The organism is Streptococcus symci (assembly GCF_006385165.1).
Lineage (GTDB): Bacteria > Bacillota > Bacilli > Lactobacillales > Streptococcaceae > Streptococcus > Streptococcus symci.
In genome coordinates this window covers 402,752-416,310 of sequence record NZ_VFJA01000001.1, presented here as the reverse complement: position 1 = coordinate 416,310, position 13,559 = coordinate 402,752, and the positions used below count along the sequence as shown (strand labels likewise).

General features: G+C 44.1%; 15 protein-coding genes. All 15 read right to left on the bottom strand.

Going from position 1 to position 13,559, the window contains the following annotated elements:
• Window positions 1–6: 6 nt before the first annotated feature.
• Complete coding sequence (gene rsmB, locus FJN11_RS01940) at window positions 7–1,320, bottom strand: 16S rRNA (cytosine(967)-C(5))-methyltransferase RsmB (protein WP_049552196.1); 1,314 nt, start codon at window positions 1,318–1,320, stop codon at window positions 7–9.
• Window positions 1,313–2,248 carry a methionyl-tRNA formyltransferase gene (gene fmt / locus FJN11_RS01935; protein WP_049552164.1) on the bottom strand — a complete coding sequence of 312 codons (936 nt, stop codon included), beginning with the start codon at window positions 2,246–2,248 and terminating at the stop codon, window positions 1,313–1,315. The genes rsmB and fmt overlap by 8 nt, the downstream gene beginning before the upstream one ends.
• Window positions 2,249–2,260: 12 nt before the next feature.
• Window positions 2,261–4,657: a primosomal protein N' gene (locus FJN11_RS01930; RefSeq protein WP_140223924.1), complete on the bottom strand. Its 2,397-nt coding sequence runs from the start codon at window positions 4,655–4,657 to the stop codon at window positions 2,261–2,263.
• Window positions 4,658–4,722: 65 nt separating this feature from the next.
• Window positions 4,723–5,037, bottom strand: a complete 315-nt coding sequence (rpoZ, locus tag FJN11_RS01925; protein ID WP_000979235.1) for a DNA-directed RNA polymerase subunit omega — start codon at window positions 5,035–5,037, stop codon at window positions 4,723–4,725.
• Between the two features lie 24 nt (window positions 5,038–5,061).
• Window positions 5,062–5,688 (bottom strand): guanylate kinase, encoded by a 627-nt coding sequence (gene gmk / locus FJN11_RS01920; RefSeq protein WP_000775041.1) that lies wholly within the window; start codon window positions 5,686–5,688, stop codon window positions 5,062–5,064.
• Between the two features lie 129 nt (window positions 5,689–5,817).
• Window positions 5,818–7,431 (bottom strand): ribonuclease Y, encoded by a 1,614-nt coding sequence (locus tag FJN11_RS01915; protein WP_049488388.1) that lies wholly within the window; start codon window positions 7,429–7,431, stop codon window positions 5,818–5,820.
• 162 nt (window positions 7,432–7,593) lie between these two features.
• A complete protein-coding gene (locus tag FJN11_RS01910) occupies window positions 7,594–7,848 on the bottom strand; it encodes a Txe/YoeB family addiction module toxin (protein WP_000924730.1) in 255 nt (84 codons plus the stop codon).
• A gap of 3 nt (window positions 7,849–7,851) precedes the next feature.
• Window positions 7,852–8,106, bottom strand: a complete 255-nt coding sequence (locus FJN11_RS01905) for a type II toxin-antitoxin system Phd/YefM family antitoxin (RefSeq protein ID WP_000388572.1) — start codon at window positions 8,104–8,106, stop codon at window positions 7,852–7,854.
• Between the two features lie 237 nt (window positions 8,107–8,343).
• Entirely contained in the window at window positions 8,344–9,441 is a 1,098-nt protein-coding gene (locus FJN11_RS01895; RefSeq protein ID WP_140223923.1) for a nucleotidyltransferase, read from the bottom strand.
• Window positions 9,442–9,450: 9 nt separating this feature from the next.
• Window positions 9,451–10,191, bottom strand: coding sequence for a class I SAM-dependent DNA methyltransferase (locus FJN11_RS01890; protein ID WP_281280797.1), 741 nt, complete (start codon window positions 10,189–10,191; stop codon window positions 9,451–9,453).
• A 109-nt stretch (window positions 10,192–10,300) separates the two neighbouring features.
• Complete coding sequence (rsfS, locus tag FJN11_RS01885) at window positions 10,301–10,654, bottom strand: ribosome silencing factor (protein ID WP_125454847.1); 354 nt, start codon at window positions 10,652–10,654, stop codon at window positions 10,301–10,303.
• Window positions 10,655–11,248, bottom strand: coding sequence for a bis(5'-nucleosyl)-tetraphosphatase (symmetrical) YqeK (yqeK, locus tag FJN11_RS01880; RefSeq protein ID WP_140223922.1), 594 nt, complete (start codon window positions 11,246–11,248; stop codon window positions 10,655–10,657).
• The gene (locus FJN11_RS01875; protein WP_000963708.1) at window positions 11,248–11,877 is read right to left on the bottom strand and encodes a nicotinate-nucleotide adenylyltransferase; all 630 of its coding nucleotides are present in this window, start codon (window positions 11,875–11,877) and stop codon (window positions 11,248–11,250) included. The genes yqeK and FJN11_RS01875 overlap by 1 nt, the downstream gene beginning before the upstream one ends.
• Before the next feature lie 51 nt (window positions 11,878–11,928).
• Complete coding sequence (yhbY, locus tag FJN11_RS01870; RefSeq protein ID WP_000060169.1) at window positions 11,929–12,240, bottom strand: ribosome assembly RNA-binding protein YhbY; 312 nt, start codon at window positions 12,238–12,240, stop codon at window positions 11,929–11,931.
• Window positions 12,241–12,452: 212 nt separating this feature from the next.
• Window positions 12,453–13,559, bottom strand: coding sequence for a ribosome biogenesis GTPase YqeH (yqeH, locus tag FJN11_RS01865; protein ID WP_125431616.1), 1,107 nt, complete (start codon window positions 13,557–13,559; stop codon window positions 12,453–12,455).

Below are 13,559 nucleotides of genomic sequence, written 5' to 3'. Positions count from 1 at the left end.
TCCTTCCTAATCCGATATCTTGCGAAATTGACTGATGAAGAATCCATCACTTCCATACAATTCAGGTGTGATGAGGATACAGCCATCTTTCATGATATCCTTACATTCATGTTCTAGTGTTACCTGCTCAAATTCAGGATGACTTTCTAAAAATGCCTGTACGACTTGAAAGTTCTCCTCTGAGACAATAGTACAGGTACTATAAGTTATTATACCACCTTTGCGTAGTGTTTGACAAACACTACCTAATATTTCTAGCTGAATTTCCTGCAAGGACGCGAAATCTGCCGTTTCTTTATTGTATTTAATGTCTGGTTTACGGCGCAGAAGACCGATTCCTGAACAGGGAGCATCCACCAAAATCTTATCAAATGAATCCTGACCAAAAAACTCATGCACCTTTCTGGCATCTAATTTTTGCGTTTGAACTCGATCTGCAACTCCTAAACGTTGGGCATTTTCTTGAATTAAGTCCAACTTGTGGTCGTACAAGTCCAAAGCCGTAACCTGACCTGTCGTGAGATAAGAAGCTATATGGGCTGTTTTTCCACCCGGAGCCGCACAGGCATCTAGAACCTGCTCATCACCTTGTAAATCAAGAGCGGGAGCAACCAGCTGACTAGACTCGTCTTGGATGGTAATGGCTCCATCCGCAAACAAATCATGGCCTGCAAAATGCCCTTGCTCCTTCACAAGACCAGAGGGAGACAAGGATGAATCACTGGCCTCCAACAAGGCTTTGATTTCCTCTTTTCGACTTAAATCAGTCACTCGGATGCTGGCCTTGTTTCGCACCAAAAGACTTTCAAAAATAGCTTGCGCTCGCTCTTCGCCGTATTCTTCCTTGAGCTTGGCAACTAGCCAAACCGGAAGGGAATATGCAATGGAGTCACGCTTGTTTTTTCGTTTGATGCTGGTGATATCTGGCCATCCTTCACGCAAGATACGACGAAGGACAGCGTTGACCAATTTTTCACTGCCTTTTTTACGGACTTTGGCCAATTCTACTGCTTCATTGACCACAGCATGGTCTGGAATCTTGTCCAGATAGCGGAGCTGGTAGGCACTCATAAGAAGAAGGACATAAAGCCAACTGTCTAACTTATCTCTGTCTTCGATAAAGTGTGATAGGTACCATTCCAGAGTCAGTTTACGGGCTACCGTTCCATAGACCAGCTCAGTCACCAAGCCCTTGTCTGCTGCCGAAAGTTGACTTCCCTTGAGATGCTTATTTAAGGCGATATTTGAGTATGCTTGATTGATAAAAACATCCTCTAATACTGCTAGGGCTAGACTTCTAGCTGTTTCTACTTTAATCACCAAATCGTTCTCCTACAGTCAATGTACGTCCAACTCCGTTAAGGAAGGAAGCAATGTCCATCTTAGGTTTACCAGCTGGCTGCACTTGTTTGAGGGATAGAGCCCCTTCTGCCGTTGCGACAATCAATTCTTTCTTGCCGATAGAGAGAATCTCTCCTGGATTTCCCTGACCATCTACTGGTAGAGCTTCATAAATCTTAAAGCGGTCTCCCTTAAGGAAAGTATGGGCAACAGGCCACGGGTTCATCCCACGGATTTGGTTGAAAAGTTGACGATTGCTTTTATTCCAGTCCAATTTCTCTTCTTCTGGCTTGATATTTGGCGAGAAAGTAACTTGACCTGGATCCTGCGCTTCAGGTTTGATATCACCAGCAATATAGGCAGGCAAAGTATCCAAAAGCAAATCACGACCAACTAGCGCCAATTTCTCAAACAAGGTGCCGACATTGTCCTCATCCGTGATAGGAATACTGCGACGAGAAATCATATCCCCTGCATCCATTTCCTTAACCATTTCCATAATGGTCACACCAGCTTCCTCATCCCCTTGAATCAAGGCATAATGGATAGGCGCTCCACCACGGTGTTTAGGAAGGAGGGAAGCGTGAACATTGACCGCAAAGTCCATGCTATCAAGGAGTTTACTTGGAAGAAACTGCCCAAAAGCAGCGGTCACAATTCCATCCGCTCCTAGCTTCATAATAGCTTCCATCTCAGGACTTCCAGATAATTTTTCAGGTTGATAAATAGGAAGCCCTGCTTCCTTGGCCGCCTGCTTGACTGGGGTTTCTTGAATAACTTTTTTACGACCGACGGCACGGTCTGGCTGGGTTACAACAGCTAGAATTTCGTAACGGTCATCTGTCAAAAGTCCTTTTAAGACTGTTGCTGAAAAATCGGGTGTTCCCATAAAGATTAATTTTGTCATATCTTCTCCTTCTTATAAAAATTGCTGTGGCTCATGGTCAATGCTAAGACGGAGCTCACTATTTTCCCGTTCTTGAGTCAAGGCCAAGACCTGGTTGAGGGTCTGCCCCAGCTCATCTTCTAAACGATATTTAATTAAAATCTGGTAATGATAGAGGTTGTGAGTACGGGCAATGGGTTTGGGCGTTGGCCCAAGAATGTTACTGGTCTCTGACAAGCCTGACCGCAAAATGTTCATGACTTCATAGGCACGTTTGATTACCTCTTCTTCCTTCTTGTGAGAAAGGGTAATGCCAATGGTGAAATAGTAAGGTGGATAGCCAAGTTGTCGTCTGATTCCCATTTCATAGGCATAAAAGCCTTCGTAATCCTGATCCTTGGCAAATCGAATAGCGTAGTGCTGAGGATTGTAAGACTGAATCAAGACCTGCCCAGCTTTTTCAGCACGTCCTGCCCGACCTGCCACCTGAGTCAAAAGTTGGAAGGTTCTCTCAGAAGAACGGAAATCAGGCAAATTCAAGGCTGTATCCGCATTGAGAACTCCTACTAGGGTCACATTGGGAAAATCCAAGCCCTTGGCAATCATCTGTGTCCCCAGCAAGATATCCGCTTCTCCTCGCCCAAACTGATCAAGCAGAGCTTGATGACTTCCTTTCTTGCGCGTCGTATCTACATCCATCCGCAGAATGCGGGCTTGAGGGAAGAGTTCTGCTAGTTCATCGTAGGCTTTCTGTGTTCCCGTCCCATAGTAACGAATGCTGCGACTCTTACAGTTAGGACAGACTTGAGGAATGTCCTTCGAAAAACCACAGTAATGGCAGTTCATGGTCTTGGTATCCATGTGCAAGGTCAGGGAAATATCACAGTTGGGACAAGTATCTACCGTCCCACACTCTCGACACATAACAAAGCTAGAATAACCTCGGCGGTTGAGCATGAGAACCACCTGCTCTTTTTTATCCATACGGTCTTGGATGGCTTCTAGCAAAGGAGGCGTAAAATTTGACGTCTCATTCTGTCCGATATAGTCCCGAAAGTCAACCACTTGAACCTCAGGAATCGTAGCTAAAGGATTGGCACGTTGGGTCAGACGCAAGTGTTGATAGACGCCTTTTCCAGCCCGAGCACGGCTTTCCAGACTAGGAGTTGCTGAACCAAGTACCAGGGCTGCTTGATTATACTGAGCCCGTAAAATAGCCACCTCTCTAGCATGGTAACGGGGATTGCTGTCCTGCTTATAAGTCGCTTCATGTTCTTCATCGATAATCATGACACCTAGATTTTTCAGCGGAGCAAAGATGGCCGATCTGGCGCCCACAACAACTTGAGCATCGCCACGTTCCACTTTACGCCATTCATCATACTTTTCACCATTAGACAAACCTGAGTGAAGGATGGCCACTTTCTCACCAAATCGAGCAATAAAACGCTCCGTCATCTGAGGAGTCAAGGAAATCTCAGGCACCAGCAAAATAGCTGTCTTGCCCTTGTCCAAAGCTCCTTGGATAATCTGCAAGTATACCTCGGTCTTCCCACTCCCTGTAATTCCTTGAAGGAGGAAGGGAGGATGATGACTGCCAATCGCACTGACAACCGCATCACGCGCCTGCCTTTGTTCTGGATTCAACTCCAAAGACTGACTTGCCTCAATCCCTTCAAAATAAGCAGCCGAGCGTTGAACTTCCTTTTGGATTATGGTAACAGCACCTTGTTCCACAAAGAAGTTGACTTGCTCCCGCGAGTAGGACTCTAGTAAACTAGCCAAGGAAGCACTCTCAGGATGAGACAGCAAATAGTCTCTCAATTCCAACTTTTTCTTGGCACGCGTAGAAATCTCTACATTTTCTAATTGAGCAAGATTCACCTCATACCAAGACTGGGTCTTGACCTTCTTTTGATCAATCGCCTGATATTCTAGACCAAGCAAGCCTTTTCTAGTCAAACGCATCATTTCAGCTTGCTTAGCTAAATCCAGAGAAGAAAAGGCTAGCGAATCTTCTGAACCAAATAGACGCTCTCGGTCTTCCTGACTCAGACCTTCCAGAGGATAGAGAATCTTGTCATAGCTAGAGTTCAGAAATCCCGGTAACATAGCCTTGAGGATGGAGATTTTGTAGGAGAAGACAGATTTGCGTAACTCCTCAGCCAGCCAGAGTTGTTCTTGCGTAAGCACAGGAGAAAAATCCAGCACCTCAGCAATATCTTTTAAATCTTGATTAGCCTCTTCTTCATCTGGTTGGGACTCCAAACCAAGAACAATTCCTTGAATCAGACGATTGCCCTTACCAAAGGGCACATGAACCCTCATCCCAACTTCCAGCATTCCCTCAAATTCCTCAGGAATCCTATAGCTATAGGGCTGGTCCGTCTGCATCAAGGGCACATCTACAATAATCTTGGCTATAGCCATCTTCTCACCTCCTCCTTGTCAGTATATTCTTACAATAGAAAAAATAAGATTGAGTCCCCCCAACCTTAAATTTTTTCACCATCTTCTTTTTCTTTAGCGATTTGCTCTTTGATTTTCTTTTCTTCTTCTTCTTTGCGACGTTTTTCTTCTTCGATGCGGCGACGCACTGCTTCACGTTTTCCTTCTGGATCTGGGTGAATTGTAACGTTTCCTGATTCGATTTCTTCTAAAGCGCGAAGAGTTGATTTTTCAGATTTGAAACCTTGAGTTGCTGGCGCACCTGCTTCCAATTCGTGGGCACGTTTTGCTTCCAAGATTACGAGTGAATATTTTGATGGAACCTTGTCGAGCAAGGTATCAATAGAGGGTTTTAACATCATTTGCTTGTACCTATTTTCTAAATTTTATCGGGTAGTTGGAGATTTCGGTAACATCTCCTGATAGTGACCAATGACACGATCCACACGGAAGTGCTCTGCTTCGATCACACGTTTGACACGCTCAGCAGCTAGGGGCACCTGATCGTTGACAATCGCATAATCATACTCACGCATAAGGGCAATTTCTTCCTTGGCTTTTTCGATTCGTTGGGCAATCACTTCTGCACTGTCTGTTCCACGACCTACCAAACGATCTTGCAATTCATCCAAATCTGGTGGTGTCAGGAAGATAAAGACAGCATCTGGAACCTTTTTCTTGACCTGAAGAGCGCCTTGAACTTCAATTTCAAGGAAAACATCGATTCCCTTGTCCAAGGTTTCATTGACGTAGGTCAGAGGAGTTCCATAGTAGTTACCGACATATTCTGCGTATTCCAACATCTGTCCTTGACGAATCAGCTCTTCAAACTCTTCGCGAGTACGGAAGAAATAGTCAACACCATCCACTTCTCCTGGACGTTGTGCACGTGTCGTCATCGATACAGAGTATTGAAATTGATTTTCAGAACTCTCAAAAATCTCTCTTCTAACCGTTCCTTTTCCAACCCCTGAAGGACCAGAAAAAACGATTAGTAAGCCTCGGTCTGCCATTGTGTCTCCTTTTAGTCAGTCTGTGAAATAACATTTCTCTAGAATAACGGCAAAAAGCCAGATTATCCTTTACAGTCTTTCTATCTAGTGTAACAAAAAAGCAGTAATTTTTCAACTGCTCTTTCTTATTTATTTAGCATAATCTACTGCACGAAGCTCGCGAATCACGGTTACCTTGATATTTCCTGGGTAATCGAGATTGTTTTCAATTTTTTCACGAACTTTGTGAGCCAAGATTGTGACTTTGTCGTCCTTGATTTGTCCTGGATTTACCATGATGCGGATTTCACGTCCTGCTTGAAGGGCAAAGCTATTTTGTACCCCTTCAAAGCTGTTAGCAATTTCTTCCAAATCATGAAGACGCTTGATATAGCTTTCAAGAGACTCACTACGAGCACCTGGACGAGCCGCGCTCAAGGCGTCTGCTGCAGCAACGATCACTGCAATGACACTTTCGGCTTCGACATCACCGTGGTGGCTAGCAATCGTATTGACCACAACTGGGTGTTCCTTGTACTTACGTGCCAGTTCCATACCGATTTCCACATGGCTACCTTCAACCTCGCGGTCAATAGCTTTACCAATGTCGTGAAGGAATCCAGCACGACGGGCAAGAGCCGCATTCTCACCAAGTTCGCTGGCCATAATACCAGCCAACTTAGCAACCTCAATCGAATGGCGCAAGACATTTTGTCCATAAGAAGTACGGAACTGCAAACGTCCCATAATCTTCATCAAGTCTGGATGAAGGTTTGGCGCACCAATCTCATAGGCTGCCGCCTCACCGTATTCACGGATCTTATTGTCAATCTCTTGACGGTTTTTCTCAACCAACTCTTCGATACGAGCTGGGTGGATACGACCATCTTTGAGCAACATTTCCATTGTCATACGGGCAATTTCACGACGAATCGGATCAAATCCTGACAAGGTCACCACTTCTGGTGTATCGTCGATAATCACATCGACCCCTGTCAAACTTTCAAAAGTACGAATGTTACGACCTTCACGACCAATAATGCGTCCCTTCATAGTATCGTCCGGCAGATGAACCGTTGAGTTTGTTGACTCCGCTACATATTCACCAGCGATACGTTGCATAGCTTGAACCAGGATGTCCTTGGCCATTTTGTCAGAACGTTCCTTGACCTCTTGCTCAGCTTCGCGAATGCGACTGGCAATCTCCTTGGTCAAGTTTTCCTCTGTCTGAGCCAAGATAATATCTCGTGCTTCTGCCTGAGACAGGGCACCAATACGCTCTAGTTCTGCTTCTTTTTGTCTTTCGACTTCCTCTAATTGCTCTTCACGCGCATCAAGGTTTTTCGCTCTATCAGAAATACTTTGTTCTTTTTGTTCAAGTGTTTGTTCTTTACTCGTCAAATTGTCGTCTTTACGGTCGAGGCTAGTAGCTCTCTCTGTCAGACGACTTTCGATTTGTTTGAGTTCTTGACGTTCTGATTTGAATTCAGCGTCCACTTCTTCACGGTATTTTCTGGCTTCTTCTTTGGCCTCCAATAGTGCTTCTTTTTTAAGAGACTTGCTTTCACGCTTGGCTTCATTAACAAGTAAATCCGCTTCACGCTCAGCTTGTCCACGTAAATTAGTTGCTTCTTGTTCAGCATTTAAAAGCATCAACTCCGCAGCTTCCTGAGATGATTTCATCTTAGCTGAGATGCTGACATATCCAATGACTAAACCAATGATGACGGCAAAAACAGCAATCGCAAGCGACATGATCTCCATGTTTTTACCTCATTTTATTGTTATTCCGAATGACATACATTCTTTTACATTCTACCATAAAAAAGTGATTTTCACAAACCTAAAATAGAATATGTTTTGAGGAATTTAGGGCTCAATCACTAAAATAAACTTGTTATCTAAAAAGCCTACTTCGCAGTAGACTTAGTAATGATCTTTAAAGGACAAAAAAGCCACGCTATCTCCATCCATCATATAAATTAAGCGATTTTCTGCATCAATACGCCGTGACCAAGCTCCTTGGTAATCATACTTGAGTGGTTCTGGCTTACCTATTCCTGTAAATGGATCGCGTTGAATATCCTTGATTAGTTTGTTGATTCGTTTTAGGGTTTTCTTATCCTGAGTTTGCCAGTAGCAATAATCTGCCCACGCATCTTCTGTAAACTTGAGTAGCATTCATCACTCCTCAATAACATGGACTTGAGTGCTTCCAGCACGAACTTGAGCCATTCCTCGCAAAACCTTGTCTGATAACTCCTTATTTTGAGCGATTCTCAGTGTTTCCTGAATACTGTCCCATTCGCTCTTTGAAAGAACTACAATGTCCTCATCTGGATTTTTATTGACCACCGTCAAAGGCTCAAATTCATCATTTACCTTCTTCATGTAGTCTTTTAAATGATTTCGGAATGTTGAGTAAAGAACTGCTTCCATAACCATACCTCGTTTTACCTCTTTTCCACTATTATACACGAAAAGAAAGAAATTGTCAGGAACTTGTACAAGATTTTCTTTTCTATCTATTTATACTCAATGAAAATCAAAGAGCAAATTAGGAAACTAGCCGCAGGCTGTACTTGAGTACGGCAAGGCGACGTTGACGTGGTTTGAATTTGATTTTCGAAGAGTATTATTCGTAAAAAATCTCAAAAAGCCTACCTTTCAGTAGACTTAGTTTGTTTCTATTCTAATCGGTACTCTTCCAAAATTCTGCTCTGCTATACTTGGATTTCCCAGTTGGTAAATCTGGTCAGCCTTTTGAGTCATAGCATCCCAGGGTTCTTTGCCAATTCGGCTGACTAGATTGACCTGCCCTTTCAAAGACTTGAGATGTTGCCTGCCTTTTTCAGTAAATCCAAGGACATGAATGACTTCTGGCAAGTCATTTTCTCTAGCCTGCACCAAGATATAGGTCAAGAGGCGTCTGACACGCGCCTTGGTGTAGCGTTTGGTGGTAACCGCATCGACCAATTCGTCAACAGACTGGACTGTTTTAATAGCCTCTTTAATGCGCACTGCCATTTCTTGATTGACCTGATAGATAGTGGTTAGGTCTGGATTGGACAAGATTTGATAGCGGAGCAAGGGAAAATAGTCTTCCCAGCTCACCTTACTGGCCTGCTCAAATAGGACAATAGAAGGCATAAAGCGTTCTAAAAAATCTTGGTCCTTCTGGTGCTGACGCAGGGCTGTCGCCGAGGCAAAGTCCACATCTTTATCCACAGAATGGTAACCAGCCCCCTGACGCTGAATCGGATACAGCCTGATGTTTCGTCCTGCAACTGCCTTGGCATAAGCAAGAGCAAGAACATGATTGGGCGTATTGCCAGAAAAATCAAGACCAGCAAATTCCTTCCACATGGCTTGGGTTTTCTGGGGATAGGAAAGGGAATTAGGCAGATTTTCCACAAATTGCTCCATCTCAGCACCCCGCTCTGTATATAAGTCAGCGATTTTTTGATAATCCAAAATTTCTTCTGTCCCAAAAGCGAGGTTATCAATACCCAACTGAGCCAAGATATCCACAGCTCCTTGACCAAAGAAATCCGCCGCCTGAACACTGACTAAAAAGGGCAATTCCACTATCAAGTCTGCGCCATTTTCCAGTGCCATCTGGGCCCGTGCCCACTTATCCACAATAGCAGGCTCTCCACGTTGCATGAAATTTCCAGACATGGCAACGATTTTCAGTCCCTCAGCCTGCTCAAGCAGGTATTTATGCCCATTATGAAAGGGATTAAATTCCGCGATAATACCCGTTATGGTCATGCTAATCTCCTACTTCTGTGCGACAAAAAACCAACGGGTGCTAGTTTCTGTAGGCTCTTTGTCCTCAAAGTCCGCATAGAGTTTGAAGGACTTGAAACCAGCCTGCTCCAGCAAAATATCATAGGTCAAGACCTCATAGGTCCGCTCCTCATGCACTTCATCGTGGCGACTAAAGGAACCGTCAGCCTCCTTGATAAAAAAGGTCAACTCATGCACGATGGAGTGAGGCGCCGCATCCTCATAAGTATCCCAGAGCATTGCAAAATCTTCTGCATTTTCATGATAAGAATAGCCTGGAAAAACTTCATCTGTCTGATAGGTCGAATGCACATCAAAGATAAATACCCCATCTTCGTTGAGGGAATTATATACTTCCTTAAAGACATCCCCTACTTCCACCTCATCCTGCATGTAGCAGATTGAGTCCGAATAACAAGTGACAAAATCATATTGACATGCTTTGGATAAATCCAGCATATTGCCTTCGATAAAATCAATCTTTTGCTTGGCTGAAGCCGCTCTCTTCTCAGCAATCTTCAACATATCCCCACTCAAGTCAAGTCCAGTCACATCAAAACCAGCCTGAGAGAAGCGCACTGATTGAATTCCTGTCCCACAAGCCAATTCCAAGAGTTTCTTTCTCTCCTTGGTCTTAGGCAAGTGACGCAGAGAAAAATCCGTCCATTTATCGTATAAACTATCATCCATCACTGCATCGTAAACAGCCGCAAAGGTTTCATAAGTTGCCATAATCATGATACCAAGAGCCTCCATGGCAAACACCACTCGCCCTTTACCTTTCTATCAATTTTTCTAAAATAAGCAAAGAAACCCAGTTGACTACAACTGAGTTCATCTTCTAAGCAAGAGCTTCTGAAATATCTACTGAATTCGCCTCATGCCATAGCTTCTCTAGATTATAATGGGCACGCATTTCTTCTGAAAAGACATGCACAACGACAGCACCAAGGTCCAGCAAGACCCAGCCTCCAGCCGCATCGCCTTCGACATGACTGCCTTTAAAGCCTGCTTGAGCTACTTTTTCACGGATATTGTCAGCGATAGCATCCAACTGACGGCTATTCATTGAACTAGTAATAACAAAGTAATCCGTCACGCTAGTCAAATCTTGTACGTCAAGTGCGAGAATATCCTCCGCACGTTTCTCATCAGCCGCTTTCACGACTAGTTCTAGTAATTCTTTTTCGTTCATTTAGTCCTCTTTCAAATAGTGCACAAAGGCGTTATAGGTTTCAAGGGTTTGGGGATAGATGGGGAATTCCTGATGAGCTAGATGCTCCACGGTACGAGCTGTTTCGTAGGCCACCGCCTTATTAAGCGATATACTTGCAATCTCACGCGCTACATCCACTCCAGGAAAGGCACGATTATGCTCGATATAATCTGCGACGTAGATAACCTTATCAAGATCAGTCATCTGACCGGCCCCGACTGTATGGATTTCAATGGCTCGCAGAATTTCTGAATCATGCAAATCCAAATCTTCCTGAATTTTGTAAATTCCGACCATCCCATGCCAGACATTATTGCCCCAGTTTTTGAGGTTAGGGTCTAGCTGATAACGGTCAATCAAGTCTAAAAATTCCTGATCTGACAGCTTTTTAGCATAGTCATGAAGAAGGCCTGCTAGGCCTGCTTTCTCGGCATCGACTCCAAAGCGCTGAGCCAGTTCTTTGGCTGCACGCTCCACACCCAAGCAATGGGTTAAGCGTTTTTCAGGCAGAAGCTCTGCCATTTTTTCCAACAAAGCCTCACGAGAGCAGTTGATATAGTCTTGATAGGCCATCAGTAGAGACCCTCCTTCTCGATGTAGTCTAGCACAGGCTGAGGCAGGAGAAAGTTGGGTTTTCGTCCTTGAGCAATAAAGTCACGCACCATGCTGGACGAGATATCCATGAGAGGCACATCAACCCAGATAACTGGATAGGAAGTCCCTGCCTTGTAGCGTGGGCGCTGAACTCCCACAAACTGAACCATATCTACCAGTTCATCAATTCGATACCACTTAGGCAGATAGTCCACCATATCGGCACCGATGATAAAGTAATAATCCGTATCTGGATTCTTCTCTGTCAAAATCTTCATGGTATCGTAGGTGTAGGAAATGCCCTTACGTTCCAACTCAATAGTTTCAATGTCCAGACCTTCAATCCCCTCAATCGCCAATTCAAGCATCTTGAGACGATGGTGTTCAGGGATGGTTTCTTTTTTATCTACGTGAGGAGGTTGGTATTCAGGCATGAGCAAGACTTGATCCAGTCCTAACTGCTGACGTACTTGGTCCGCAACGATCAGATGGGCATTGTGAACAGGGTTAAAATTTCCTCCTAAAATCCCGACTTGTTTACGTTTCTTCTCCTTGATTTCTGGCTCCAACTCTACCTTGGTAAAGGGAGTCAATAGTTCGATTGCCATAGGCTAGTCTCCTTTATTTCTCTGTAAAAACAGTTGTTTGGAGTAGGTTTTTTAGATTTCTTTGACTTTTTTAGAAATCTTGCGATTTTCTTTCTTGCTAGATTGTTTAAACAAAATCAAGATGCGTCCGATTTTTTGGACTGTATCCACACCGATTTCTTCTTCCAAGATTTCAGCTACTTCGTGGATATTTTCATCTGTGTTTTGCAAGAGCGTTACTTTAATCAATTCACGGGCGTCAAGTGCTTGACGGACGCTGGTTTTGATTTGATCGTTGAGGCCATTTTTCCCGATTTGAATGATGGGTTTGAGGGTGTGTGCCTGACTGTTGAGGAAGGCACGTTGTTTTGATGTTAATGACATAATTTCTTCCTTGTTTTTTTGATAGTTATTTTAGGTGGTGAGGGACGGTCGGAACTAATTTTCCAAAGATCTCATCTTTGAAAAATGGATTTCCTGACCTCACCATTGAGCCTTGGTCTCAATTGTGCCCCTTGCCAATCTATTGATTGGCAAGACACCACGGCAATAACTATCTTTTTATGAGCTCACTTTGTTCGCTCAGTGATTTTATTTTAAATAATTGCTTTTCGTGCGACGACTGCGACGCCTTCTGGTGCCCAGACGGCGACTTTGGCTGTTCCTGTTACGCGGATCCAGCCGAGTCCAGAGATGACTAGGTCTGTCTTGTCCTTGATGGTAAATACATGCTCAACTAGTTTAGGAAAATCTTCTTTTTCCTTACTATTTGGTGGTGTTAGAAGGGTTCCAAGGTGCTTATCGTAGAAAGCACTAGCGCCTTCAAGCTTGGTACGATGGAGTTTGAGTTCATTATCAAAGAAGGCTGTGAAACCTTGCTTTTCACCAGTGATGAAATCAAAGCGTCCTAGACCGCCTAGAAACAAGGTTTGCTCTGGATTGAGCTGATAGGTTTTAGGCTTGATTTCCTTTTTAGGGCTGACATACTTGAGGTTTTTGGCCGTCAAGTAGTGAGCCATCTGGTGACGGTGGATAATCCCCGGTGTATCGTAGATATAAGATCCGTCATCAAGCGGAATCTCAATCTTGTCCAAGGTTGTCCCTGGGAAGCGTGAAGTCGTGATGACATTCTGATCACCCGTAATTTCTTGGATAATGGCATTGATAAGGGTTGATTTTCCAACGTTGGTCACACCGACCACATAGACATCACGGCCCTTTCGGTAGTGCTCGATTTTGTCTATGACTTCCTTAATAGCATGTTTGTTTTGGGCTGAAGTTAGGACGACATCGACTGGACGAAGCCCTTCTTCGTGGGCACGTTCCATGAGCCACTGGCTAATCTTACCTGGTTTAACAGACTTGGGCAAGATATCTTTTTTATTTCCAACCAGGAGGACATCATTGCCTGAGACAAAACGTGGCAAGCCTGGGATAACAGAGCCATTAAAATCAAAGATATCAATGACATTGACCACTAAGGCATCACTGTCTCCCACCTCGTGCAAGAGCTTGAGGAAATCATCGTCCGTCAACTGGACATCCGTGATTTCATTGTAGTGGCGGAGACGGAAACAGCGTTGGCAATAGACTTCGCCAGTCTCCAAACCTTTTTCGAGTGCCGACTGGGGAGTAAAACCAAGACCAGCCTTGTCTGTCGTCTGAATGGTTGCTCCACAACCAATACAGAGAATTTCTTCCAT

Excerpts from the sequence above, each read along its gene's own strand:
- fmt (WP_049552164.1), bottom strand. The coding sequence starts at position 2,248 with ATGACAAAATTAATCTTTATGGGAACACCCGATTTTTCAGCAACAGTC.
- FJN11_RS01930 (WP_140223924.1), bottom strand. The coding sequence starts at position 4,657 with ATGGCTATAGCCAAGATTATTGTAGATGTGCCCTTGATGCAGACGGAC.
- rpoZ (WP_000979235.1), bottom strand. The coding sequence starts at position 5,037 with ATGATGTTAAAACCCTCTATTGATACCTTGCTCGACAAGGTTCCATCA.
- gmk (WP_000775041.1), bottom strand. The coding sequence starts at position 5,688 with ATGGCAGACCGAGGCTTACTAATCGTTTTTTCTGGTCCTTCAGGGGTT.
- FJN11_RS01915 (WP_049488388.1), bottom strand. The coding sequence starts at position 7,431 with ATGGAGATCATGTCGCTTGCGATTGCTGTTTTTGCCGTCATCATTGGT.
- FJN11_RS01910 (WP_000924730.1), bottom strand. The coding sequence starts at position 7,848 with ATGCTACTCAAGTTTACAGAAGATGCGTGGGCAGATTATTGCTACTGG.
- FJN11_RS01905 (WP_000388572.1), bottom strand. The coding sequence starts at position 8,106 with ATGGAAGCAGTTCTTTACTCAACATTCCGAAATCATTTAAAAGACTAC.
- FJN11_RS01895 (WP_140223923.1), bottom strand. The coding sequence starts at position 9,441 with ATGACCATAACGGGTATTATCGCGGAATTTAATCCCTTTCATAATGGG.
- FJN11_RS01890 (WP_281280797.1), bottom strand. The coding sequence starts at position 10,191 with ATGGCAACTTATGAAACCTTTGCGGCTGTTTACGATGCAGTGATGGAT.
- rsfS (WP_125454847.1), bottom strand. The coding sequence starts at position 10,654 with ATGAACGAAAAAGAATTACTAGAACTAGTCGTGAAAGCGGCTGATGAG.
- yqeK (WP_140223922.1), bottom strand. The coding sequence starts at position 11,248 with ATGGCCTATCAAGACTATATCAACTGCTCTCGTGAGGCTTTGTTGGAA.
- FJN11_RS01875 (WP_000963708.1), bottom strand. The coding sequence starts at position 11,877 with ATGGCAATCGAACTATTGACTCCCTTTACCAAGGTAGAGTTGGAGCCA.
- yhbY (WP_000060169.1), bottom strand. The coding sequence starts at position 12,240 with ATGTCATTAACATCAAAACAACGTGCCTTCCTCAACAGTCAGGCACAC.
- yqeH (WP_125431616.1), bottom strand. The coding sequence starts at position 13,559 with ATGGAAGAAATTCTCTGTATTGGTTGTGGAGCAACCATTCAGACGACA.